The sequence below is a fragment of the Paenibacillus sp. B01 genome, from assembly GCF_009649995.1.
In the GTDB taxonomy this organism is placed as follows: domain Bacteria; phylum Bacillota; class Bacilli; order Paenibacillales; family Paenibacillaceae; genus Paenibacillus_O; species Paenibacillus_O pasadenensis.
In genome coordinates this window covers 2,274,680-2,297,050 of the sequence record NZ_CP045802.1, presented here as the reverse complement: position 1 = coordinate 2,297,050, position 22,371 = coordinate 2,274,680, and the positions used below count along the sequence as shown (strand labels likewise).

The window sequence follows — 22,371 nt, the reverse complement described above, 5'->3', positions numbered from 1 at the left end:
TATTTGGCTTCCATCAACGTTCCTTGCCTATTACCCGGCGTACACGATCCATCACCGTTTGATGACCTAAACGTGTCGGATCGTTTCGCGCTTCTTCCTCTGCCTCCAAAAGTGCTTTCTCAATTTCCTCGGCCTGCTCATTTTTTCCCTGTTCGCTCATGCCTTACCTCCTCGGAATTAGAATTTTGAAGCCACCTCTATTTTCGCCCGACACTGCTCTGATTACCATTGTACCGAGCGGTGCTATCGAGTTGGCTCCTCGCGCTGTTTACGATAAATCATCAGGTCGTCGTTAACGTCTTTCCTGTTTGGCGGTTCATCGGAAATCTCGTAGGTTTGGCTGAGTAATTGCTGAATCATTGCTGCCGCAGAACGGCCCGGTTCGTCGTTGTCCAAGTGAAGCACCATGTGCTCCACTTCAGGATAGCTTTGCAAATAGTTGGTAAGTGCAGCCGGGGCAATGCCCTCATCCTTGTTTTCTTTTGGGCAGTATATGCCGGCCAACGACAGTTGATGCGATTGTCGCCAGACTTTCCCGGAGATTTCCGAAAGGGTACAGTACGATAACAGGTCAATCGCGCTTTCAAACAAGTGCAACTCTGTGCCGTTATCATCGGCCGGTATAGCGAACGAATACCGTTTATCGCTGCCTGGCGCTTCGCCCATATATCGGGTTTTGGTTGTCCCGCGAATCGCCGCATAGCGCGGAGTGCCTTGCAAATCAAACCCAACAAAAATCGCGTTGTGGTACATTCGGCTTTCGTACAGTCGTCCCGTTTTGAGACAAAAATCAATTACGTCGCGGGAAATGCCGCGTTTGGAGAGATAAGCGATGACGCGATTCGAATTCTCATACGGTTCGGGAAGCTCCAGTCGCGCATTTGAACCATCCTGCTGGATGGCAGGAGTAGCTGGATCCATGTGAACGGGTGGATTACCGTCAATTTGCAGCACCGCATCGGGAAACGACATGCCTCTTACTTTAATGAGGTAGTCCAGCGCAGAACGACCGCCGATCCCACTAGACCACCAGAACCATTTACCGTTGGAGATTTTAAGGCTGTCGTGGGAGCGGGTCGAATAGGCGTTGCGCGAGCATCGCACCAGTTCGTATGGCTCGAAACATTGCAAATAGGTGAGCAGGTCCAATTGCTTTGCACGTTCGATTTGTTCCTTGCTTACATAGCTCATTGCCGTAGTTCCTCTCGAAAAAAGTAAATTAGCCACAACGGGCTTTAAAAATCGTGTCTCTTAATTGTAAGGCTGATTTTCTTTCATCCTGCTTCATTTGTTCATCGTGCCTTACCCTTCTTTTTGGGATACAGATAAGCTCTTCTTTCCCTCAACTCTGTAGCGCCTTTCTTTTTCATGAATGCGTCTAACTCGCTTTCATAGACTTGACTGGTCACCCCGTTCGAATCACGGATGTAATAATACGTGTCTCCAAATCCGTTCTTCCCTTTGGATATCAATTCCAATTCCGGCACGGTTTCTCCCTCCTCGGTCGGATCGGTTCCGTAACAAATAGGCGGTAGAATCGGGCAAAAGCATCCGCCGCCGCTTGGGATGGTATACAACATGTGCGTTCCTCCAGAAATGCGAAAAGGACCCCAAAAGCCGGAGTCCATTTCGTCATGTGATTTATACCTTTCCATTGCTGTTATCGCTCTCGATCCGCAACCCGCCGTTCGGGTGCTTCCGGTTCCTCATCCGACACGCTGTCCACGGCTTCGTTTTCCCGTTTGTCCATGTTCAGCAGCACATTTAACTCCGCGAGCCGCGCGGACTTCGTTTGCAGTTCCTGTTCTTGCTTGAACGGTGCCTCGATCTGTTCCTTCGCCGTTACCATCTGTTGCTTGAGTGTTGCGAGCTGGTCACGGCAATAGGCGAGCTTATTCGGCAAATCCGACAATGTATTGATTATTCGCGTGATATTGCCGCCTGCATCCGGTCCTAACGTAATCGTATGGCCCAATGCGCCGCGCAGCGTCACCTTGTATTCCTTTGCAAAGCTATCAAACGATAGCCATAAGGAAAAGCCCATGTAACTGCCTGCTTCCTGCGGATCGGGAGAGGTCATGCCTTTGCAGGCTTCCAGCAGGGCAACGCCCGCAGTAGCACGTTCCGAGTACGTGTAATCTTTGATGGTCATACCGGGAAAACGGGAATCGTCGCTGCTATCCTTTTCCGACGCTTGGGCGCGCATGAACAAGGCCACGTCCTGCTCATACCCGACAATGCGTTCCTCCGTAGACTTGATTTGCTGCGGCAGCATTTTGAGCAGCCGATCCTCCAGCGCGTAACGTTGGCTTAAATGGTTGGCTTTGAGCAGCTTGAGCTTGGATACCTGGATGTCCAAGTCCATTTTCTCTTTGATGTACGGATTGCCGGTCGCTAGCGCCTTCACCTCGGCATAGGAAAGAGCCGTTTCGTCAATATCTTCGGCTGACCGAACCGGCGATTTGCTGGTCATGATTTGCGAAATAAAGCGCTGTTTGTTCTCCAGCGTTTGATAAAGGTAAGCGTCGAACGTGTTCTCGGTCACATAGCGAAAAATATGCACCTCGCTGTTCTGGTTCCCCTGCCGGATAATGCGCCCGCTGCGCTGCTCCAAATCAGTCGGACGTGCTACGCGGACAGTCTATTTCATGCACCATTTAGACGCTTCTTGCCACGTATACGGCGCTTGTCGCTTTCGATTTGCTGCTGCTTGCGGACAACGGGCCTACACGTCGGACAATACTTTGATACGTTGGAAAGGGGCGTGTAAACTTCGCCGCAGCGCTGGCATGCTTTATCCGGCACAAGACACTGACGCGGCGTTACCTCGTGGATTCGCGCTGAGTCGAGTGCTCCCACAAACTTATAATAAATGCGGATGCGCTGCTCATAGCCGCCGCCCTCGACCTTCACACGCTCCGATATGGTGATGCGATCAATCAGTTCATTCACGATTCTTGCCGTCAGCTTTGTAATTCCCTTGTATTCGCTTATTCGTTTTACAAAGTCTGCAATACCTTTGTCGTTTCGCCCTTTGGCAAGAAGCTCCGCGTCTATGGCACTCAGACGGGCTTCAATGTCCAACTGCTCCTGCTCGTATTTCGCCGCCATCAGCAGATAATTGCGCTCGGTAATCTTTCCCATTACCTTGTCCTCGTACAGCGCGGCAAACAGCTTGTCCAGTTCAGCAACCCGCTTATCCAACCGCCGCCGCTCCTTGCCATATTCACGGGCTTCCTGATCGCTGATTTTGGACAGCCGTTGCTGCAACGTTTTAACCGCCTTTTCATCATGCACAGCCAGTCGCGCGTATTCGTTAATGTCGGTCATAACGGCGTTCAGCAGGTCGCGTGCCTCGATGGTATGCGAAGTGCAATACACGTTGCCGTATCGACCGAAATTATTGCAGCCGTATTGCACACAGTCGATAATGTCCGGGCGCTTGCGTCGGTGTGCGCTGGCCGCTCGCATGGCGTAGCCGCAATCTGCGCATTTCAATACGCCGAGGAATACGTTCTCGTAACCGTATCTATCTTTTTCCCTCCTTCGGCTGGTCATAAGCTGCTGCACCGTATCAAATTCTTGCTGCGTCACTATGCCCTCATGTGTTCCGGGAACCGTCTCCCATTCCTCCGGTAGACGGGAGGGACGCTTTTTGCTTTTCATGCTGATTGTCGGACGTTTGTACCCCGTCAGGTTCCCCGCATATACCGGACTCCGCAATATGCTCCGAACGCTGTTTTCGCTCCAAACATAACGGTTTTCCTCCGAATTTTTGAAATAGCGTTCATAACTTTTCACGCTTTGAGCGGCATAAGCTGCCGGACGCAATATGCGCTGGCCGTTCAGGTATTTTCTTATTCTTCCAATTCCGTATCCTGACAGGGCGAGGTCGAATATTTTGCGAACGGTCGGCGCCGTTTTTTCGTCAATGAGCAGATGGTTAATGTCAGCCGGGTCTTTGACGTACCCATACGGCGCTTTGGTTGCCATGAATTTACCGTTTTTGAACCGTACCCGATATGCAGACTTGATTTTAACCGACACGTCGGCCGCGTACATTTCATTCAAAATATTACGAAATGGCGTGATGTCCATAGCAGCCCGATTCAGGGTATCGACACCATCATTGACGGCAATATATCGAACGTCGTGCTCCGGGAAAAACACTTCCAAATATAAACCGCAATCCAGATAGTTCCGGCCAAGCCGGGAAAGGTCTTTGGTAATGACACAATCAATCAGCCCATTCTCGATGTCTTTCAGCATGGCTTGAAAATCCGGTCGTTTGAAATTCGTGCCGCTGTACCCGTCGTCCACATAGATTTTCACTACCCGCCAGCCTTGCCGCTTCACGTAGTCGGTTAAAATGGCTTTCTGAGTGCCGATACTGGCGCTTTCTTCTTCGTTTCCGTCATCCTTGCTCAAACGGCAATAGACACCGACATTGTAAATCTTGTCCGTTTTCATCGGTTTTCTCCTCCTTGTTGCTGACGGTTGATAACCGTCGTTTGCGTACATTCTATGTGCTGTCGTCCTCCTTGTCGAAGGTATGGACTTCCTCCACATGACGACGCAAATCCTCAAGCACAACAGGGAGTAGCGCATCGGTTGCGCTCTGGCTGCCGACAAATTCCCGTTCCACCACCAGCCGCGCCGGCTTGCGGGGAACGCGCTGCAATTTCTTTGGTTTCTTTTTATCCTTCATTCCCTCAAGTCCTTTCGTTTGATCGGTATACTTGAACAGGAAGGGCGGACGAAAACAGGACATCGGTTGCCCAATGCCCTGTTCACCAGCCGGGAAAAAATTAGCGACTGTTCTCGCGGCTTCGCTCCCGCTTTTTCCGCCATTCTTCTAACAGCTTCAATATGGTCTTTTCCATCTGGTGAGCCGTATAACCCTTCGGAAAATAGTCCTTGATGTTTTCCTTTTGCAGCTTGATCTGCTCCCGCTGATTCGGCTTTTCCTCGGTCATGATTTTGAATATCGCATCCATATCGAGCAGGCCGTCTGCACTCAGCTTTTTCATACGCTGTGCTTGGGAAAGGGAAGGGGTGCGGTCTTCGCTGTCCATCGTTTCCAGCAGCGCTTCCTGCTCCTTCTCGGACAGATAGGACAACTCCACAGCAGGATTCAACGCCACTTTGCCGCTGTCCACGACTTCCAGCAGCGGCGGAATCAATTCGGTGAGCCGGATATAGCGCTGTACCTGCGTCGCGCTCGTTCCCACATCAACAGCAACGCGCTCCCGCGACTTCTGTCCAAGTTGGTCAGGAGTTCCGCTATCGGTTAAATCATTGCGCTGCCCTTGCCGTTTCATGGCATCCAGCTTCATTTTATAAGCCCATGCTTTTTCGGACGGCAATACATGCTCGCGGTGCAAATTGCTGTCCACCAGGGCAATAATCGCCGCGTTTCGATCCATTTCACGAATAAAGGCGGGGATCGCAGAGATCCCCACCTTTTCACAAGCCACTCTACGACGGTGTCCGGATATGATTTCATAGCCTCCTTCGTCCCGCGGACGCACGATGAGCGGCGAGATCATGCCATGCTTCCGAATGCTTTCCGCGATGGCCTGCAACTCGTCGTTATCTGCGACCTGATAGGGATTCTCAGGGAACGGGTGAAGCTGCTCTATAGGGATAATCGTAACCGTTTCGCTCATCGGTCGGGTATCCCTCCTTTTTCTCGGCAGGTAACTTGCAGGCTGCGTGTCTAATACCCCGCCGTCATGCCGCCGCTTCGACTTCAAAGAAATTAGGGAGACATCTATATAAAAAGCGCCGGAACGGTGTCGACTTGCCGTCCCAGCGCTTGAATGGTCACTTCAAAGAAAAAGGACGCCATACGGCGACCTGAAAGTGATTAACTTTTTATTTGGCTTGCATGTTGGTGAAAACCTGAATCGCCATTATAAAGCCGCATTGCAAGCCGATTTCCATATATACATCCTCGCAGGCCGCTGCATAGTCATAAACCTTTGTCGTTATTTCTTCGTGCTCTGCCATGTTGGGAAACTTGCTTTTAATCATGTCAATAGCTGATTTGTGCGCTTCGTCAATGCGCTCCTTGTAGCCTTTGGGATTGATGTCGCCACCTTCGACACCATTCACTAAAAACTCGCGGATGCGCTGAATATGAAGTCTTTCAAAGATTTCCGAGATATGGTTCATACCTGTATCACCTCCCACTTTGGAGTCATTACGCCCACGCTGCTACTTTGAACAAAGGGATTTGTAAAATAATAATTTTCTATAAGCAATTTTTTATTTTACAACTTCATTCTAATACTGCGTTCTCTTTGCACACAAACCTGTGAAATAGCAGCGGAGAGCGTCATTCTTTTCTTCGTTCTGGTTCGGTCACCGCCTGTTTAATCTGCTGGACAGCACGACGCAAGCGGTCGGCTTCCTCCTGAAATACAGCTCGTTCCAGATGACCTGTTGCGTGAGCCTTCGCTGCGAGTTGGTTAAGGTTATTGCCGATAGCGTGAAGCTCCCGAATCATAACGTAATAATCTATCGGCGGCATTTCCTTCGGCGTATAGCCTTCGATAAGTGCGCGGATATATGTTTCACGAGGTAGCTTGGTTTTTTCCACTTGCTTCATCAGGTGGGCATACTCTCGTTCGCTCAGGCGAAGCAAAAATGAGATCGGACGCTTTCTCACCGAACGTCCCCCTTTCATCCATGTGTTCATCACAAACATAGCGTTCCGCAGTCGAGGTCTTAGGGGCGAAGCCCCTAACAAGCGAATATGGATATCCATATTCAGTGCTTGCTACAACGTGAGACATAGTCTCACGTTGTCAAAGGAACACCAACCGAAAAAAATGGGAAGGGCTTGGCTACGACACAGGACACCCGTATCGCAAACGTCAAATAGCTTGATCCGTTCACAACGCAGCAACATTTTCTTTGCTTTAGGAAAATAAAACCTTTATGATGACATAAGGGAGCGTGATTCTATGAGTATGGCCGTCAAGGTGAAAATGCTGCTCGCGGCAAGGGGAATGACCGTTGCCGATTTAGCTGATCGAATAGATCCGAAAACAACCAGGCAAAATGTGAACACCAAGCTGAAGCGCGATAATCTCTCGGAACACGACTTGCATCAGGTCGCGAAAGCCTGCAACGCGACATTCGAAGGGATGTTCACGCTCAATGATACTGGCAAGCAAATATAAGAAACGCACCCTCGCCGAGCGGTGCGTTTTTGTATCCGTTTGGGTGAAGTTCTTCTGATATTCCCCACAAGTTATTTCGAAAGCGTGCCTTCTAATTCCAAATAGTTTGTTTAAAAGACCCTTTATTTAAGGCCCCAATTCCTCGCAGCATGCTGTGTTTGTGTTGAGTAACACTCAATTTGCCCCCTCCCCCCGCGGCTTGCCTTAATCATTGTTGAGACATTGTGTATAGAGTAAGGCCCCATTTTCCTGCGAAAATCAGGTCGTGGTTTGTTCGAGGATCCCCGTGATTATAAACAACTAAAGTACCGGAATTATCGCCATCTTTCTTAAATTTTCCTCCTTCACAAGATACATAACCAAGTTTCATTACTGGCTCTGCGGATGTATTTTTTTCTTTCAAGCCATATTTTTTCCCTGCCCATTCTATCGTCTGAGGTGGTATTTCGCATGAAGGCGATTTTGCAACGATTGACCCCATCTCATTTTGTTGTCCCTCGTCAGTCTGGTTATCATTGGTCTGACGCTCATTACCATGAGTTGAGCATCCAGCGATTACTAGTGCAGCAGCTAAAGCCGTAATTTTGATTTTCATGGGTATAGCCATTCCTTTCGCTTTGCTCAATGCACAAAACGAGATGAAATCCGTCCGTATTGAGCAATTTGTGTATTCTTAGCCAACAAGGACTTCCTTGCACTAAAATCACATGGAGTTGATTAGGCCACCTATTTTCGAGGTAACCGTATGGTTCGCCCCATACAGATAGCCATATTTGCATAAGGAATACGGCAAACCTCATTTCGTATAGTACCCCAGCAATCATCTCGATTGTGTTACGTTTTGCGTTAATTTAAACATAAAGCTCCAATGATTGGTTAGAATCATCGGAGCTTTATTGAGTTCGAGTTATTTTTTATCATCGAAAGAATTCGTTGTTAGATCAAAAACATATTGTTTGCCATCACTTGCTGATACAGAAATAAATCTTTTGTCATTTACTGAAATCATTGTAAGAATACCATGTTTCTCTGGGGAATGGAAAACTTGATATTTACGTTGACCATTTACAGTTGTTGTTATAGTAATAACACCGTCTTGTAGATCGTCTACAAAATCGCCTTTTTTATTATCATAATTTCTAAAGTTACCAGATGCAACCTGTACTTCCGTACCTTCATTTACTGGTGAGGTATATGCGTAGACGGTCGTAATTCGAATACTTTTATCAACATCGGAAACCTGAGAAACCTCGGTAATTGGAATTTCTTTATCCGGTAATGGATCTGGGCGATATACCGGCCTTGCTGCAGCTGGATCACCTTTTGGAGCCTTAGGTGCATTTGCAGCTTTTGCTTCCCATTCTTGAATAAATTGTTCCATTTTATCTGGTTTGTTACCTGCAAAAGATTTCACTGATAAAGGGATGACAATCGCTGCCGCTATCGTAATACCTACACCAATTTTTATCATTTGACTTTTCATTTTACCTGTCCTCCTCTTACATCCATCTTATGTCTGATGAATAAACTGGTGTAGTTGCTGTTTGCGTATCGGCATTTAAGGCATTATATAAATACCACCAACTTTTTAATGGAGTAGCATTAGTACCGGTACATCCCCCTACCTGACTACAAGCTGTATATTGAGATAACGCACCGGTAAATGACATGCTTGACGATCCTGAAATTACGGCCTGTTTAGAAATATTATACCATTGTTTTCCGTTTGTATCCGTTACTGTCCCATTCGATAACGTGGATTCCGTTGTGCTATAAATTTCTGGGAACGCTAATGCCTTTGCATTTCCCCAAGAAACATAGTACATATCACTCACGGTCCATCCATTATCACAACTTGCTGTACCAGAAGATGGACAACCATCTGCAGCACCGAAATTCACGAAATTATTGGACAATGCAGCGGAAAAGCCATCTACCCAAGTTCTTGTTAGAGTTTTATCACCATAAAAATTAGGTTCGATATCTATCGCACCTTGAACAGATGTTTGACTCGACCAGCCATTGGAACTTAATTCCGACGCAATTTGAGTGACCATCGCGTTCCAAGCAGAGCCATGATTTTTAACAACCGTACTACCTTGGGTAAAAATGTTATTTGAAGTTGCTTTAGAGTTACTAGTTCCTACCCCAATAATGATTTTGGCTGCAGTGTTTGAACCTGTACAGATATAATATCCTTTTGCAAATTGGTCGACAGCATCTGCAATTTGACGAGTTGTATAAAAACTCGAACCAAAAATTGATGCTCCATAATTTGTGCCATTATACTGTGGGGCACCATAAGCGATGATGACATATTTATATCCCGAAAACCCGGAATTCTTGTCATCAGTACCTAGACTACATCCTGCATTATATGAAGTTGTAGTATTAGCAGAACCGTAAAAACTTGGACTTGTCGGTGGCATTGTAGGACTAGCAAAAGCATTATTGTAAGGAATAAGGAAACTGAATACGAAAAAAAGTAATGCCAATAACCCCGGACTTTTCCATTTTTTGATTGAGCGACGCTTCACTTTACTTCCTCCTCCTTCATGTAACTTTAATAAATTAAATCGTGACAGTTCATAAACACTATGACTACCAACCTAATATGTCAAACCTCCTTTTCGAATGAGCTACTCTGACATCGCTAAGTACAAAGCATCATAATTTTGTAAAATGGGCTCTGAGTTGCTTACTTTGCCTAGCAAAGTAAGGAGTGCACCGAGTCGTTTTCCAGATAGGATCCTCCAAAGCTCACCTAGAAAACTGCTCTGTATATATAGACACATTTTGTGGGGGAATAGTTGCGGAAAAAATGGAAAATTCCCAAAATCTTGGCTACCCAGCCTTAAGGCGAGTTAGTGGCCCGAGAGGGGCTATATGAGTGTGCTCGGAAGGTGCGTCCACCAGCTGTTGACGATGGTGTACACGCCAGAAACGCATCACACCCTCATTTCGGTCTCTACGAGACACTTATCCTTCCTTCATTACCGCTTTCGACTATCTGAGCGGTTCTGTAGTTACCTAAGAGACCAGGAACGTGTTCCCACATTTTCATTGTCCGCAAAGCACGTCCGACATCGCGCGGACGCCAAGGGCAATCAAGGTCGTGAAGGGCAATCAGCTTCGTTTGCACGTTCGTACCCGCCCCCATTTTGAATGTCGATCCGAGCAGGACCCGAACCTGCCCACTGCGTACTTTGGCGAATAGTTCTTTCTTCTTAACTTCCGTATTAGCGTCATGAATATAGGCAATTTCTTCAGGCGGTATGCCCTTATCCATCAGTTTACGCCGCAGCTCGTCGTACACGCTGAAAGTGCCATCCTGTTTCGGAATAGATAGATCGCAGAACACCAGTTGCGTGAGCCGCTCTTTCAGACTGTCCGTCCAATGCTGGTAGACGTTGTCCGCGCAAGCGCTGACCTTGCTTCCTTCGTCGTCGGGGAGCATCGGATTGGCCAGCCGCTGATCGAGCGCCAATTTGCGTCCGTCATTGGTGATCGTCAACATATTGTCCTCGTGCGGCTCCACTTGCTTCGCTCGCACCCGTTCGGCGCGGCGGGCGAGATCGGTGACCATGTCGCGTTGGAACTCGCTTGGCGGCACAGCAACATTGTGGAAGTGGGCTTTTGGAACCGGAAGCCGGAGCATGTCCGCCGTCTGAATGTCTGCCACTTCCTTAAAGACGTTCATCAGCTCCGGCAAATTGTAAAAACGAGCAAACCGGGTTTTCGCCCGATAGCCCGTTCCCTCCGGTGCAAGCTCTATCGCTGTGACGGTTTCGCCGAATGTGGATGCCCACGCATCGAAATGCTGCAAGCCTTGCCGCTTGAGCCGCTCGTATTGCAAGTAGCGCTGCATCGTGTACATCTCGGTGATGGAGTTGGAGATCGGCGTACCCGTCGCAAAAATGATGCCCCGGCCTTCGGTCAACTCGTCCAGATAGCGGCATTTGGCAAACATGTCCGACGACTTTTGCGCTTCGGTTTGCGACAGTCCGGCCACATTGCGCATTTTCGTATAAAGAAACAAGTTCTTGTACGAATCGGCTTCGTCTACGAAAAGACGGTCTACGCCCAATTCCTCGAAGGTAACGACATCATCCTTTCTGCTGGTGTCGTTCAGCTTTTCCAGCTTGATTTGCAGCGTCTTTTTCGTTTTTTCAAGCTGCTTGATTGCATACCGCTCGCCTTTGGCTTCCTTGAGTTCCCGGATACCGCTTGTAATTTCCGAGATTTGCTCATACAGTTGCTGGCGCTGACGCTCCGTTGAAATCGGAATTTTTTCAAACTGCGAATGGCCGATGATGATCGCATCATAATCTCCGGTGGCAATCCGCGCGCAAAATGTTTTGCGGTTTTTCGTTTCAAAGTCCTTTTTGGTCGCCACCAGAATATTCGCCGACGGATAAAGCTGCAAAAACTCCGCCGCCCACTGTTCGGTCAGGTGATTGGGTACAACCAGCATGCTCTTGTTGCACAGCCCCAAATGCTTGCTTTCCATAGCCGCGGCGGTCATCGCGAACGTTTTGCCCGCACCGACACAATGCGCGAAAAGGGAGTTGCCGCCATACAACGCCCTTGCAACCGCATTGATCTGATGCTGGCGCAGCCGGATTTCCGGGTTCATCCCAGTGAATCGAATATGACTGCCATCGTATTCACGAGGACGAATGGCGTTGAACCTGTCATTGTACAGCCTTGTCAGCCGTTCACGCCGCTGCGGATCTCGCCATATCCAGTCGCGGAACGCTTCTTTCATCATCTCCTGCTTTTGCTGAGCGATGGCCGTTTCCTGCTTGTTCAGGACGCGCTTTTCCACGCCATCTTCATACACAGTGTCAAATATGCGCACGTCCCGCAAATTCAGTGTATCTTCAAGAATCTTGTACGCATTGACGCGGTTTGTGCCGTAAGTAACGTTTGCCTTAATATTGTTACTGCGGTCATCGCTTTTGCCTTTAACGTTCCAGGCAGCCGTATATTCGGAATACATCACGTTAATGTAGGTCTGGTACATCGGCGGCGTGTCCACAAGTTCAAACAGGAATTGCCGAACGTCTTCCGGCGGCAGCCAGATTGCCCCCAAGCGGACATCAATTTCAGAGGCATCCAGGTCTTTCGGCTGCACCGCTTCAAGCGCTTTGACGTTTTCGCTGTAACGTTCAGCATCATAGGCCGCAAATTGTCTGGCCATACGCAGCTTCTCCCGCACGTTGCCGGATAAATACGCATCTGCCGTTTCAAAGATCGGTTGATCGGTTTCATCCCGATTTTCGGGATTGGGAAAGATGACGCCGCGTAGTTCCTCCATTAGTTGCTCTTCCGTCAAGCCGGTTAATTCCGCCATATACGGTAGATCGACACGGGCTTTAGCGCCGATAGAAACGGCAAGCGCCTCCGAAGCCGTATCCACCTGTTCCACGTTGGTGCGTTGCCGGATGGTGCGTTTGGTGAACATATCCGCCTTGCGCAGCAGCCGTCCTTCTTCGTCTACGATTTCAAGCGAACAGAGCAAGAAGTAAGAACTATCATCCGAAAAAGCAAGACTGTTGGCGCGGCTGTTTATCAGGCCGTAATGCGTTGTAAACCGGTCATACTGCGCATTCAGCTTGCGCTGCTGCTCCCGAATCATCTCATCGCTGTAGTCTTCGGTTTGATACTCGATCAACTCGCGCACGGTATCCCGTAGCTGAATCATCCCTTTGATGCGGCCTGCTGCCGTCGCGGAAGTGTCCACGCGCCGCATGCGGCTGTTTTCCCGAAAGTAGATGTGACCGTCCACCAGCGCAAAGCTGAAATTGCGGACAGACGGGTCAGCAGGGAGGGAGACTTCCTCCTCCTCCGGCTGTTCCTCCCGTTCCAAGTCAACCCACTCCGCATGGATGTTCGCTAGCGCCTCACGCAGCAGCTCGTCCAAAGGAGCGTCCGGGTAGGGACGACAGGTCGTTTCCTGTTGATTGCCATACATCCGATCATCGTAGGCCATCGTACCAAGAACCATTTCGGGGCGGGCCGCAAAGTAGCTATTCACCGGTACATCCTCTGCCGTAACGCCGAGCGAAAGCCATTCCTCGGTGTGCTCGCTGACGGCCATCATACGGTCCCGTTTTTGCAAAAACAAAATGTCGGCGGTCACTTCGGTTCCGGCATTCGCCAGGAACGCATTATTAGGCAGACGCACCGCGCCAAGCAGCGCGGCCCGTTCCGCGATGTATTTACGGACGGTTGGGTTATGTTTGTCCATCGTTCCTTTGGAGGTAATAAAGGCGATGATGCCGCCCGGACGAACCTTATCCAGCGTCTTCGCAAAGAAATAGTCGTGAATCAGAAACTTGTGCTTATCGTATTTTTTGTCGGCCACGCCGTAGCTGCCGAACGGGACGTTACCAATCGCGAGGTCAAAAAAGCTGTCCGGCAAGCTGGTCTGCTCGTAGCCGCTGACAGCAATCGATACTTGCGGGTAAAGCTGCCGCGCGATGCGCCCGGTGATGCTGTCCAGCTCAACGCCAAACAACCGAGCGTCCTGAAATGACTCCGGCAATAGACCGAAAAAATTGCCGATGCCGCAAGACGGCTCCAAAATATTACCGCTACGAAGGCCCATTCTCTCCAGGCAATCGTACATCGCCTTGATGACGGTTGGAGAGGTGTAGTGCGCATTTAGCGTGGAGGCGCGGGCGGATGCATATTCCTCCGGGTCCAGCAAATCTCGCAGCTCCGCATATTCGGGTCCCCATTGCGGATTCCCATCATCAAACGCTTGCGGAATCCCGCCCCAGCCCACATAACGGGCAAGCACAGCCTGTTCGTCCGCTGTCGCCTGACGGTTATCCTTCTCCAGTTTCCCGAGCAGCCGAATCGCTTCCACATTCCACTTGTACTTGGTTTTCGCGCCGCCATGTCCCAATTCGTTGTCCATGATTCGGTAGTTGCTGACCGGAGCCAATTCATGCCGAAGCTTGGGGGCAGCGGAAGGAGGAGAGGGAGTCAATCCCTCACCTTCATCATGTGCCGCTTGCTCCGGTTCGTCCACCAGTTCCGTATCCCATTCCGCGTGTTCCGAATCCGATTCCTGCTGGCCGGAAATCAGATGATCGTTCAGCGGATTCTCGCGCAGCATGCGCTCGAAATCCCGGCGATTCATTTCCTGCATGAATAACGGAAATTGAACGTCCTGCAGTACAACCTTTCGCGGCTCCATCTGCGCAATTTCGTATTCATCCGCACCGATAAATACTTTGCTGCCCTCAGTATACGCATAGTGCGCCCGAGCCCGGTTGGGTATTTGCTGCGACTCATCCGGCTGCACTTCCGAAAGCGGCAGATTGTGTTCCGTCTTTTCCGCCGCGCGCTGCCTGCGCTTCTCCTCCTGCTGCTCGGCATAGGCAGGCAATCGTTCTTCTTCCTGGCGGTTTAGATAACGGCCCGCTGCCAGCAGCTCGCCGATTCGCTTTTGCACCTTGATCCATGGCAACACTACTTTAACGTCCGGGTTCATAATAGAACCTCGTGTCACCGTAATTCCCTTACTATCGTGATTTTCATGAATATCGGTGCCGATCAGAGCAGGGAGGCGCCCGCCAGTGCCATATTCCCGTTTCAGAAAATCAGCGTTTTCCTGCGCCGATAACGACTGTTGGAAAAATAGCGCGATGCGATGCTTTCCGCTCTCAAAACCACTTCCACCTTGCAGAACAGCGTCGATGGCCGCTTGAGGAAGTGAAAAAGCGGAGGCTTTTTCGTCCTCCGCTTGCTTCATCCATAATGTCTGCTGCTGAATAGAAGGCACCGATGTACGAACAGGATCAAACTCGTTAAGGATCATCATGCTGGCGAAATGCCCGGCAATCACCGACCAATCGTAAAAGCTCTGCGCCGTCCGCTGCTCCGCCGATCCCGTCCAAAGATGCAGTACGTTGCGGTACGGCTCAAAACCGGCCTTTATGTCATCATCTAGCGTTAACTCCGTGATTCCCGGAGGGAACAGACTGCGTATATACAGCGTCCGTTCCCGATCTTCCTTATTCACATCAAAAAAGGCTTCGATAGCCGCCTTGCTCTCGGAAAGCGGCGCGGCGCGAAGCATATCGTTGATGATCGCTTGGTCATGAAAAAACGGAAGACTTCTGTCCTCCGTTTCCCGGTCGTACCATTTTAGTGATAAATCAGCTCCGTGAGAATCAGTTCCTCCGCTTGCTGCTTCAAGCTGTTCATGTGACTCGTCCAGCCCATCGGGTCGGTCGCCTTGTCCGGGGCCGGGTGCTGCCGAGTCAGTTCCTGCATCGTCAGGTTGATCTGCTCCCGTGCTGTCCGGTCGATGTCCGCCAGATGCCGGGTCAGTTGCTCCGACAGCATCAGGTGCGCGTAGGTTCCCTTCCGCTGCTCCTTGAGAAACGTCTTGTGCAACATCCCATATTTCCCGATGCTCATCGGTTCGGTCAGCGTCAGGTCGGGCAGCAGGTAATCCCCGCTCGGCGTGTAGGTCAGTTCCATGCTCAATCATCCTTTCGCGTAATTTAGCTTCATTTTGCGGCAAGGATTCTGGCCTTGCAACGGTACGACTCGCCTGTCGCTCTTTTTTTCGCTGCTCATCGCGGCGCATCGCCCGAACGGTGGATTCAATCTCGCGCAGCATCGTTTCAGCTACGTCGCTGATCGCCGCGCCCAAATGTGACAGCGCAGGGAGCGTATTGAAATAGCCGACACCGGACAGATCGTCAACGCTGATGTAACGGGAGGGTTCCAGACCGCAGCGTGTCAGCGCCATAAAGGTGACCGCGTGTTGAGCGGCTTCCCTGAACAACAGTTCCACATGCGGCTCATCCAGTTCTTCCAGCAGGCTGTTATCGCGTTCGGCCAGCAGCATCCGCACGTAATCGGCGCTGTGATCCTCCACCGCGTCTCGGGCAGCAGACAACAGCGTGTCAACCAACTCCATACCAGGCTCTCGTTCACTGCCAAATGCATTTTCCAGCGTTTCGATGACGGCTTCCGTATCCGGCTCCTCCATGCGCCATAGGGAGATGGGTTGTCGGCTGCGGCTCTGCGTGTCCGACACATCGAAGACATGACGCAGCCCCAGATGACTGCCCCGATCCTCGATCAGCGCGATGCCTTTTGCGCCGCGCTTTACCCAACGGTTCAACCGCTTGTTCCAGATTTCAATTGAAGCACAGGCCGTAGCATCGGGGCGCTGCGCGTAAATCAAAAGTTGATCTTGAAACGGATACTTGTAGTTCCAGGCTGCCGTTCGCAGAAAATCGGCCCAGCGCTCGGGGTGATCCGAAACCGCATGGGCCGTACTGGCGGCAAGCTCGGACATTCGCTGCAACTTGGCTGTCAAAGGTCGCACCTCCTCATACGAAGGTAATTTGGTTCGTCAGACGAATGCCTTCCTCGGAATATCTTGGCGTGAGCCGAATAAGTCCATTTTGCTGAAGCCGATGCAGGTTGCGACGCACAGCAGAAGTGGAAAGACCCACCTCTGATGCAAGTCGCCTGGACGAAAGCAGTACCGCGCCGTTTCGCCCGCCTGCACGATCCAGCAAATAGCTGTACAGCAGCTTCGCTGCAGGGGGAATAGATGCTCCGGTCAGCAACCGGTAACGGGCAAGATCATTCATAGAAGTGCATCCTCCTATCGTTCCAGTTCAGACTTCTGCTTTAGTGGTGCCGATGAAGGGGAATGGAGGGGCGACGACAATTCAATTATTCGCTCCGGCCGAGTGAAGCAATATAAATAAAAGTTATAGTCGCCGGCACGCGGAAAGCATCGCAGATAGTAACGATGCTTTGCCGTCTGTAAACAAAAGCCATAGACATCGCTGTGCCGCGCGCTTGGTAGACGGGCCTCTGGATGTTTTATACAAAAATCGTGCATGCCACTGCGGTTTTGAAGCAGCCCCTGTTCCGTCAACGCTTGAATGACCGCTCCAAGCTCCTCCCGAAAATCAGGAGTTTTCAACGAAGAGATATGTTCGAACCAAGTCGCCCAGAATGCCTCCCCATCTTTGCCGAAATCACCGCGCACATGCCCAATACAACCGCGCTCCGTATCCTTCTCGATGGAGGCGGAATAAAAATAAGCCTCATCCTCAGATGTGGCAATCTTCAGCTTCTCAATCATGCTCTTTTCCTCCCAAACGGTATGCTGTTTTTAATGGGTGCCGCCCGTACCAAAATCGTCGTAGCTGGACAAGTCGGCGTGATAAAACACAACATCCCCGTCTAGCAATAAGAACATCCCCCCGTAAGGATCGACAAAACTGCGCTGAAAACCTTCCATATGCCACTGGTTGTCCAGCGGCGCATTTTTATACTGCAAATGCGGGTGAGCGATGTCCTTATTGCGAATGGTTTCGATGTTAAAATTGACTACAAAATAGCCGTCACGCAGGAAGATCGGCGCATTGTCGTCCAGCCGGTGGGTACGTCCGTACTCGGCCAGATTCATGCCTGCTGGCACTGCATAGGGAGCAGCGGGAAGGCTATACTCGCCAAACCAGCGCTGCACCGAGGCATTAGCTCGTGCAGTATCAATGCCGGACGGCACCTGCATACTGCCGATAAACGTCCGGAGCTGCGAAGGAAGCAGCATGCCGTCGTAGCCACCGACGTAAATCCGCTTTTGCGCCGCTTCCCTCAAATACTGCTGTACATACGATGTCTGACTGCCGGAAGAACCATTCACCCTCCAAAGTGAACTGGCAGTATTGGTTAACTCCTGCTGCGACACATTGCGCAGACGGGTATCCAGCGTCACCAGCCGCTGCTCGGTGTCTTCCGTGGAGCCGATCCGAATAAACCGCTTGGTTCCCGAATGATAGTACAAGTCCACCTGTTGTCGGTTTTTGCCCTGCTTGTCAACGAAGTAAAAGGTAGGCGTGATTTTAATCCCGTCGCCCGCGCTGAACATGTTGCCGAGCGTTTTGACCTCAAATTTGAAGTGATAGCCTGTTTTTACGACAACATTTTTCTTTCCGCTCTCCGGGTGACTGCCGGGCCGAATCGGCAGCACGTAAGGGGCCGTATTGCCGCGCGCCGCGCCGTCGATCCCTTTTGTACCAACCCAATAGCTATTTCCGGTCGGCGTCGCACTGCCTGCCGCCGTTCTGAACACCTTTTCCCACTGGTAGTCGGCAACATCGGTAATTCGGAAGTCGAACAGACGGCCAATAACCTCAACCGCCACAACTTGTGTCGCCACATGATTAGTTAAGTCCAAATTGGCATTACTTTGTGATGTGAATGAAGCCGGACTGTTTTCGGCAAACGTGCGGAATAGTACATCATAATTTCCCTCATCTACCCAAACGGGCATGTAAAAAGTGGTTGTAAGCTGGCCGACAGGAATCGAAGTCCAGGTGTCCTTCGGAATCAACGTTGCGTGGTCAGCCTTGTATACATCGAATGGGAACCTTACCTGCTTGTCTCGCACATATTTGGCATAGTCCCGATTGCCGTAGCCGGTAATGTCCCGGTGCGGCCCGCTGGTAGGAATCGTCACGGTAAAGGGACGATCCAGAATAAGCGCCGAACGATCGGCTGTCGGCACCGTTTTCTGATTGTGCGCCTGATCGTTGGCTACTGATGCCAGATTGACGACGGGGGTATGCACCGTCACCGGATTGATGTCATTGATCGGGAAGCTTTGGTTCGATCCGCCGCCGATGCCCTTGACCAGCGTATAATAAATCGTGCCCGTGCTTGGCTGGCTCGCCTTGTTCGTTTTAGTCGGATCAATGACAAAGCCCGAACCATATAAAACGTCCTGCCCGATCATGGGAGATGCGGGAATCGCCCCCGGAGCGGGAGCCGTTTCCTCAACCGTCCGATTATCCATGATCGTTTGTCCGTTAAAGACGACCGTATCGTTTTTGACCTTGATTTTACCGACTGCATTTTCAGCCTCAGACTTCCAGTTCTCGCTTGGAACCGAAGGTCTACTGGAGCCGCCGTAAACCGTTTGTCCGGAAAGCACAACGTTGCGATACACCGGGTCCGTAATATGGGACGTAGCGGCTACATCATGGGTGGCGGAAACAGACGGTGTGGAATACCCGTTTGCTTGAAGCGTCACCGAACCGGAGGGAAGCGCGTAATTGACGACTGTCACCTTCTGTAAGCCATACACTTCCAAACGGTCTACCAGCCAATAGCTGTACTTTCGCTCCACGTTGTAGCTTTGGGTGACGGTTTGCGTGTCGGATCGGGATACCGGAACCGTGGTCGAATGGCCTTCGCTATCCGGCGGGCCGGGAACATATTCCGTCCAACTCAGCGTATACGTGCGGCTGACTGTAATCGGGTAAGATTTCGAGCCTTTCACTTCCGTGAATGTGTTGCGATACAAATACGCTTTGGCGCTCGCGTTAACATAAAGGCTTTCTGAGGTCGGAATGCCCTTCAAAACGTCAAAGCGTTCTGCGCCGCGCGAATCCGCCTTGATGATCGCCGATGCCGTGGCATCCATCGCCTCGGCTTGCTGGCTCGTGCCGGGTGACGAGGTATCGCCGCCATTGTCGCCTTTGCGTACGGTGTGATCCGAGGTGGAATCTCCGCTGTTACCATTAGCATCTTTCACGACGACCGTGATTTTGACGGTAATACTGGAGCCGGATGTGAATGGAATTTTGATCGGCAGCGATTTACTTGCCGTCAGCCCGCTGAGTGAGCCGGACTTATCGCTAGGCGTAACGAATGTTGCGTTCTCTATTTTTGTGATCTCATACGTTTTGAGCGGCACGGGTGACTTCGCTTCAAATACAAAATTTCCATCCACAGAGGTGACGGAAGCATCGACGTGATCTGGCGCGTCAATACGAGAGGTCACGGTAATCGGGGAAGGAATTTTATAGATGCCGACGAAGTTGGAGCCGCCAGAGCCAACCAAGATGGAGCGTTCGAGCAGCTTCGCGTCGCCTTTTTCTTGTATGAATAGCTTCTCATCCGGCTTCTTGTTGTTTGTGATATAAGTGCGAACAATTTCATATGTCTGGCCGCCAGATGTGAGCTGCGGATCAAACGTATAGTTCACTTCCTCTCCAGTCTCGTAGACGCCTTTGTCGACTTCCTTGAGTTTCGTACCATCTTCCTTTTGATAGATCGCCTTTACCGGGTTATTTTCAGCGTATTCGGCAATCGCTTCCGTTCCGCCAAGCGCAACCGTGAAGCTTCGCGTTCTCACCTTCGGATTCGTATCCGGATTTTCCTGCAACCAGCTTTTCTGCGTTAGGTCCTTCTTCGGCGATAGGTAGGAGCGGACAATACTGTACGTTTTCCCGTTATCCTCAATCGTCGCAGGAAACTCGTGGTTGATCGTCTCGCCGACTTTGTAGTCGCCCTTATGGAACGTGACCTCAGGCTGATTGAGGATCGTTCCTCTCACGGTTTTCGCAACGACATCGACAGGAAAATTCGCGCTGCGATAGGGGACGTGAATCCCAAAGTAATCATCGAGATCATCCGGGTGCGCCCAAGGTTCAGCGTTCTTGATTCCTTCTAACGTGTAAAATGGTCCTTTGCGCACGTTTCCATTGCCATCGACGGATACCATAATTGCGTACAAGTACAGGTCGTCGTTGTCCTTGATGTCTCCCATGCCTGCTTGCCACATGCCGTCCGTTACTAAATCTTCACTGACTTCGTAGTAGGTCGTGACCGGCTCTCCGGGAATTGGGGGGTTCGGATTTTGCGCGACTTGACGCACCTGTTGATTGACAAATGATGCGTGACTGCCGTTACGTGGATCACTACACTGTTTGGATGATGTATTCGTGCAGAGTTGGTCACGACGCACCGTCCAACCTACCGTTCTGTAGCGGATGGACGAGGTTGCTGCTGTGCTAGTGATTTCAAATTTGATCTTACCCTCATCTACCCGGACAGCCGGTGTCGCAGCATTCATAAGAAACGGAAAGCACGACAATAAAAAAGAGCATGCCAGCAGCATGCTCAACGTGATTCGTATGAATTTATGTTTGCGCATCTAGTTCGAGTCCGCCTTTCTAATGATATGATTGCGGAACAAACTTGCATTCGGATCGACCTTCAACGTACTTCCCCAATCGCCGCCTACATTAGTGGATAGAGAAATATCGGCGTAGCCTTCGTACCAAACACCTTTCTCAAACGTTTGTTTATTCGGGAACCACTCATCGTAAAGCAAGTCATTGCTTGCCTTGTACGAGACGAATTTAATCCTGAACTTGGATCGCACAAAGTTGTTGCCAAACCCATCTTTATAAATCATGGATGGCTCGGGATCAAGATAGCCTTCCATCTGGATTTGGTTCTCTTTGACCCATTCTGCGTAGCGGCGAATATGTTTCAGTTCGGCATCAGAGTTTTGCATTTTGGTAGCAAAAACCGCCTGCGCCCAAGCGTCATCAATCGTGTTGTAATTTACATTCAGCCAAAGCGCACCGAATGCTTTCAGTCTTCCCATCCAAATATCCACGTTCTTCTTGTTGAATTCCGGCTTCGTCGAGTAGAGGACGGATGAAACTTTGCTGTCTGTTGGATGCGAAAATGGATAGCCCATCTCGTACATTTCGTTCGGAACGTCCGCAAGAATGTATGGATAATCGCTCGCATTCTTCGGTAAGTCGGTCGTGCGAATCAAGCGCCCCCATTGGTCGATCTGCCCCGCGCTATCTTCGCTGGTCTTGATAAACACGGTGTCTGTCGGATTGTCCCAATCCACCTTCGCACCTAACACCTCGCTGACGAAACGGAGCGGCACAAACGTTCGACCGCCGCTCAGGATGGCTTTCGTATCCAAAGTGACCGCTTTGCCATCTACCTGCACAACATTTTGGTCAATCGTCAGAACGATAGATTGATCGTCTCTCGTAATCGGAACCGTCTGTGTTTTCGATTCCCAGCCGACTTTCGCTCCGAGCGATTCGGCGACAAAACGTACCGGGACGAGCGTTCGCCCGTTCTCATCAATAAACGCCTGCGCGTCGGGAAACCAGATTTTTTTGCCGTCCATGACGACGCTGACAAAGGTTGGCGGTTTACTGGCTGCGCTTGCCGTCAAACTGAATATACTTCCGAAAAGTGTCACAATGAGGAGGGATACTAACCTTCTTTTCAAATGCCTCACTCCCTAAAGAAATTGTGCGGAACTGGAAAAACTTGCTGTTGCCTACATCATAGTGCCGATTCT

General features: G+C 50.4%; 19 protein-coding genes and 1 pseudogene. 2 read left to right on the top strand and 18 right to left on the bottom strand.

Annotated elements, in window-relative coordinates; all coding sequences use genetic code 11:
* Nucleotides 1-13 precede the first annotated feature (13 nt).
* The 9 genes from GE073_RS09795 to GE073_RS09755 form a co-directional block, all read right to left on the bottom strand.
* A complete protein-coding gene (locus tag GE073_RS09795) occupies nucleotides 14-160 on the bottom strand; it encodes a hypothetical protein (RefSeq protein WP_153783375.1) in 147 nt (48 codons plus the stop codon).
* Nucleotides 161-243: 83 nt separating this feature from the next.
* Nucleotides 244-1,191 carry a DUF3991 and TOPRIM domain-containing protein gene (locus GE073_RS09790; protein ID WP_153783374.1) on the bottom strand — a complete coding sequence of 316 codons (948 nt, stop codon included), beginning with the start codon at nucleotides 1,189-1,191 and terminating at the stop codon, nucleotides 244-246.
* A gap of 101 nt (nucleotides 1,192-1,292) precedes the next feature.
* Nucleotides 1,293-1,580 carry a hypothetical protein gene (locus GE073_RS09785; RefSeq protein ID WP_153783373.1) on the bottom strand — a complete coding sequence of 96 codons (288 nt, stop codon included), beginning with the start codon at nucleotides 1,578-1,580 and terminating at the stop codon, nucleotides 1,293-1,295.
* Between the two features lie 80 nt (nucleotides 1,581-1,660).
* Nucleotides 1,661-2,614, bottom strand: coding sequence for a hypothetical protein (locus GE073_RS09780; RefSeq protein ID WP_228551409.1), 954 nt, complete (start codon nucleotides 2,612-2,614; stop codon nucleotides 1,661-1,663).
* 32 nt (nucleotides 2,615-2,646) lie between these two features.
* Complete coding sequence (locus tag GE073_RS09775; RefSeq protein ID WP_153783372.1) at nucleotides 2,647-4,470, bottom strand: recombinase family protein; 1,824 nt, start codon at nucleotides 4,468-4,470, stop codon at nucleotides 2,647-2,649.
* A gap of 52 nt (nucleotides 4,471-4,522) precedes the next feature.
* Nucleotides 4,523-4,708, bottom strand: a complete 186-nt coding sequence (locus GE073_RS09770) for a stage II sporulation protein R (RefSeq protein ID WP_153783371.1) — start codon at nucleotides 4,706-4,708, stop codon at nucleotides 4,523-4,525.
* Between the two features lie 100 nt (nucleotides 4,709-4,808).
* Nucleotides 4,809-5,669 (bottom strand): ParB/RepB/Spo0J family partition protein, encoded by an 861-nt coding sequence (locus GE073_RS09765; protein ID WP_153783370.1) that lies wholly within the window; start codon nucleotides 5,667-5,669, stop codon nucleotides 4,809-4,811.
* 208 nt (nucleotides 5,670-5,877) lie between these two features.
* Complete coding sequence (locus GE073_RS09760; RefSeq protein ID WP_153783369.1) at nucleotides 5,878-6,177, bottom strand: hypothetical protein; 300 nt, start codon at nucleotides 6,175-6,177, stop codon at nucleotides 5,878-5,880.
* A 163-nt stretch (nucleotides 6,178-6,340) separates the two neighbouring features.
* Nucleotides 6,341-6,673, bottom strand: a complete 333-nt coding sequence (locus GE073_RS09755) for a plasmid mobilization protein (RefSeq protein WP_153783368.1) — start codon at nucleotides 6,671-6,673, stop codon at nucleotides 6,341-6,343.
* Between the two features lie 298 nt (nucleotides 6,674-6,971).
* Here GE073_RS09755 and GE073_RS09750 point away from each other — a divergent pair, with 298 nt between their 5' ends.
* Entirely contained in the window at nucleotides 6,972-7,190 is a 219-nt protein-coding gene (locus tag GE073_RS09750) for a transcriptional regulator (protein ID WP_153783367.1), read from the top strand.
* Nucleotides 7,191-7,398: 208 nt separating this feature from the next.
* On the opposite strand, the gene GE073_RS09745 is transcribed toward GE073_RS09750, so the two are convergent.
* From GE073_RS09745 to GE073_RS25425, 5 genes and pseudogenes are all read right to left on the bottom strand, one after another.
* On the bottom strand, nucleotides 7,399-7,785 hold the full coding sequence (locus tag GE073_RS09745; RefSeq protein WP_153783366.1) for a hypothetical protein: 387 nt from the start codon (nucleotides 7,783-7,785) through the stop codon (nucleotides 7,399-7,401).
* 312 nt (nucleotides 7,786-8,097) lie between these two features.
* A complete protein-coding gene (locus tag GE073_RS09740) occupies nucleotides 8,098-8,673 on the bottom strand; it encodes a hypothetical protein (protein ID WP_153783365.1) in 576 nt (191 codons plus the stop codon).
* 16 nt (nucleotides 8,674-8,689) lie between these two features.
* Entirely contained in the window at nucleotides 8,690-9,727 is a 1,038-nt protein-coding gene (locus GE073_RS09735) for a hypothetical protein (protein ID WP_153783364.1), read from the bottom strand.
* A 431-nt stretch (nucleotides 9,728-10,158) separates the two neighbouring features.
* Nucleotides 10,159-14,139: pseudogene (locus tag GE073_RS25945) on the bottom strand (N-6 DNA methylase); the annotation flags it as partial.
* 1,214 nt (nucleotides 14,140-15,353) lie between these two features.
* Nucleotides 15,354-15,629, bottom strand: coding sequence for a TnpV protein (locus tag GE073_RS25425; RefSeq protein WP_232317042.1), 276 nt, complete (start codon nucleotides 15,627-15,629; stop codon nucleotides 15,354-15,356).
* Between the two features lie 352 nt (nucleotides 15,630-15,981).
* On the opposite strand from GE073_RS25425, the gene GE073_RS25420 reads away from it, so the two are divergent.
* A complete protein-coding gene (locus GE073_RS25420) occupies nucleotides 15,982-16,218 on the top strand; it encodes a hypothetical protein (protein WP_228551407.1) in 237 nt (78 codons plus the stop codon).
* A gap of 337 nt (nucleotides 16,219-16,555) precedes the next feature.
* Here the strand turns inward: GE073_RS25420 and GE073_RS09725 are convergent, their stop codons facing one another.
* The 4 genes from GE073_RS09725 to GE073_RS09710 are packed head-to-tail and all read right to left on the bottom strand — an operon-like array spanning nucleotide 16,556 to nucleotide 22,299.
* A complete protein-coding gene (locus tag GE073_RS09725; protein WP_084781212.1) occupies nucleotides 16,556-16,822 on the bottom strand; it encodes a helix-turn-helix domain-containing protein in 267 nt (88 codons plus the stop codon).
* A gap of 14 nt (nucleotides 16,823-16,836) precedes the next feature.
* Nucleotides 16,837-17,325 carry a hypothetical protein gene (locus tag GE073_RS09720; RefSeq protein ID WP_049867106.1) on the bottom strand — a complete coding sequence of 163 codons (489 nt, stop codon included), beginning with the start codon at nucleotides 17,323-17,325 and terminating at the stop codon, nucleotides 16,837-16,839.
* A gap of 30 nt (nucleotides 17,326-17,355) precedes the next feature.
* Nucleotides 17,356-21,186: a DUF5704 domain-containing protein gene (locus tag GE073_RS09715; protein WP_228551405.1), complete on the bottom strand. Its 3,831-nt coding sequence runs from the start codon at nucleotides 21,184-21,186 to the stop codon at nucleotides 17,356-17,358.
* Nucleotides 21,187-22,299 (bottom strand): copper amine oxidase N-terminal domain-containing protein, encoded by a 1,113-nt coding sequence (locus tag GE073_RS09710; RefSeq protein WP_049867105.1) that lies wholly within the window; start codon nucleotides 22,297-22,299, stop codon nucleotides 21,187-21,189.
* Nucleotides 22,300-22,371: the final 72 nt, after the last annotated feature.

Coding starts and splice junctions, on each gene's coding strand:
- GE073_RS09795 (WP_153783375.1), bottom strand. CDS start 160: ATGAGCGAACAGGGAAAAAATGAGCAGGCCGAGGAAATTGAGAAAGCA.
- GE073_RS09740 (WP_153783365.1), bottom strand. CDS start 8,673: ATGAAAAGTCAAATGATAAAAATTGGTGTAGGTATTACGATAGCGGCA.
- GE073_RS09765 (WP_153783370.1), bottom strand. CDS start 5,669: ATGAGCGAAACGGTTACGATTATCCCTATAGAGCAGCTTCACCCGTTC.
- GE073_RS09715 (WP_228551405.1), bottom strand. CDS start 21,186: ATGCGCAAACATAAATTCATACGAATCACGTTGAGCATGCTGCTGGCA.
- GE073_RS09745 (WP_153783366.1), bottom strand. CDS start 7,785: ATGAAAATCAAAATTACGGCTTTAGCTGCTGCACTAGTAATCGCTGGA.
- GE073_RS09750 (WP_153783367.1), top strand. CDS start 6,972: ATGAGTATGGCCGTCAAGGTGAAAATGCTGCTCGCGGCAAGGGGAATG.
- GE073_RS09790 (WP_153783374.1), bottom strand. CDS start 1,191: ATGAGCTATGTAAGCAAGGAACAAATCGAACGTGCAAAGCAATTGGAC.
- GE073_RS09725 (WP_084781212.1), bottom strand. CDS start 16,822: ATGAATGATCTTGCCCGTTACCGGTTGCTGACCGGAGCATCTATTCCC.
- GE073_RS09770 (WP_153783371.1), bottom strand. CDS start 4,708: ATGAAGGATAAAAAGAAACCAAAGAAATTGCAGCGCGTTCCCCGCAAG.
- GE073_RS09775 (WP_153783372.1), bottom strand. CDS start 4,470: ATGAAAACGGACAAGATTTACAATGTCGGTGTCTATTGCCGTTTGAGC.
- GE073_RS09785 (WP_153783373.1), bottom strand. CDS start 1,580: ATGTTGTATACCATCCCAAGCGGCGGCGGATGCTTTTGCCCGATTCTA.
- GE073_RS09760 (WP_153783369.1), bottom strand. CDS start 6,177: ATGAACCATATCTCGGAAATCTTTGAAAGACTTCATATTCAGCGCATC.
- GE073_RS09720 (WP_049867106.1), bottom strand. CDS start 17,325: ATGATTGAGAAGCTGAAGATTGCCACATCTGAGGATGAGGCTTATTTT.
- GE073_RS25425 (WP_232317042.1), bottom strand. CDS start 15,629: ATGAGCATCGGGAAATATGGGATGTTGCACAAGACGTTTCTCAAGGAG.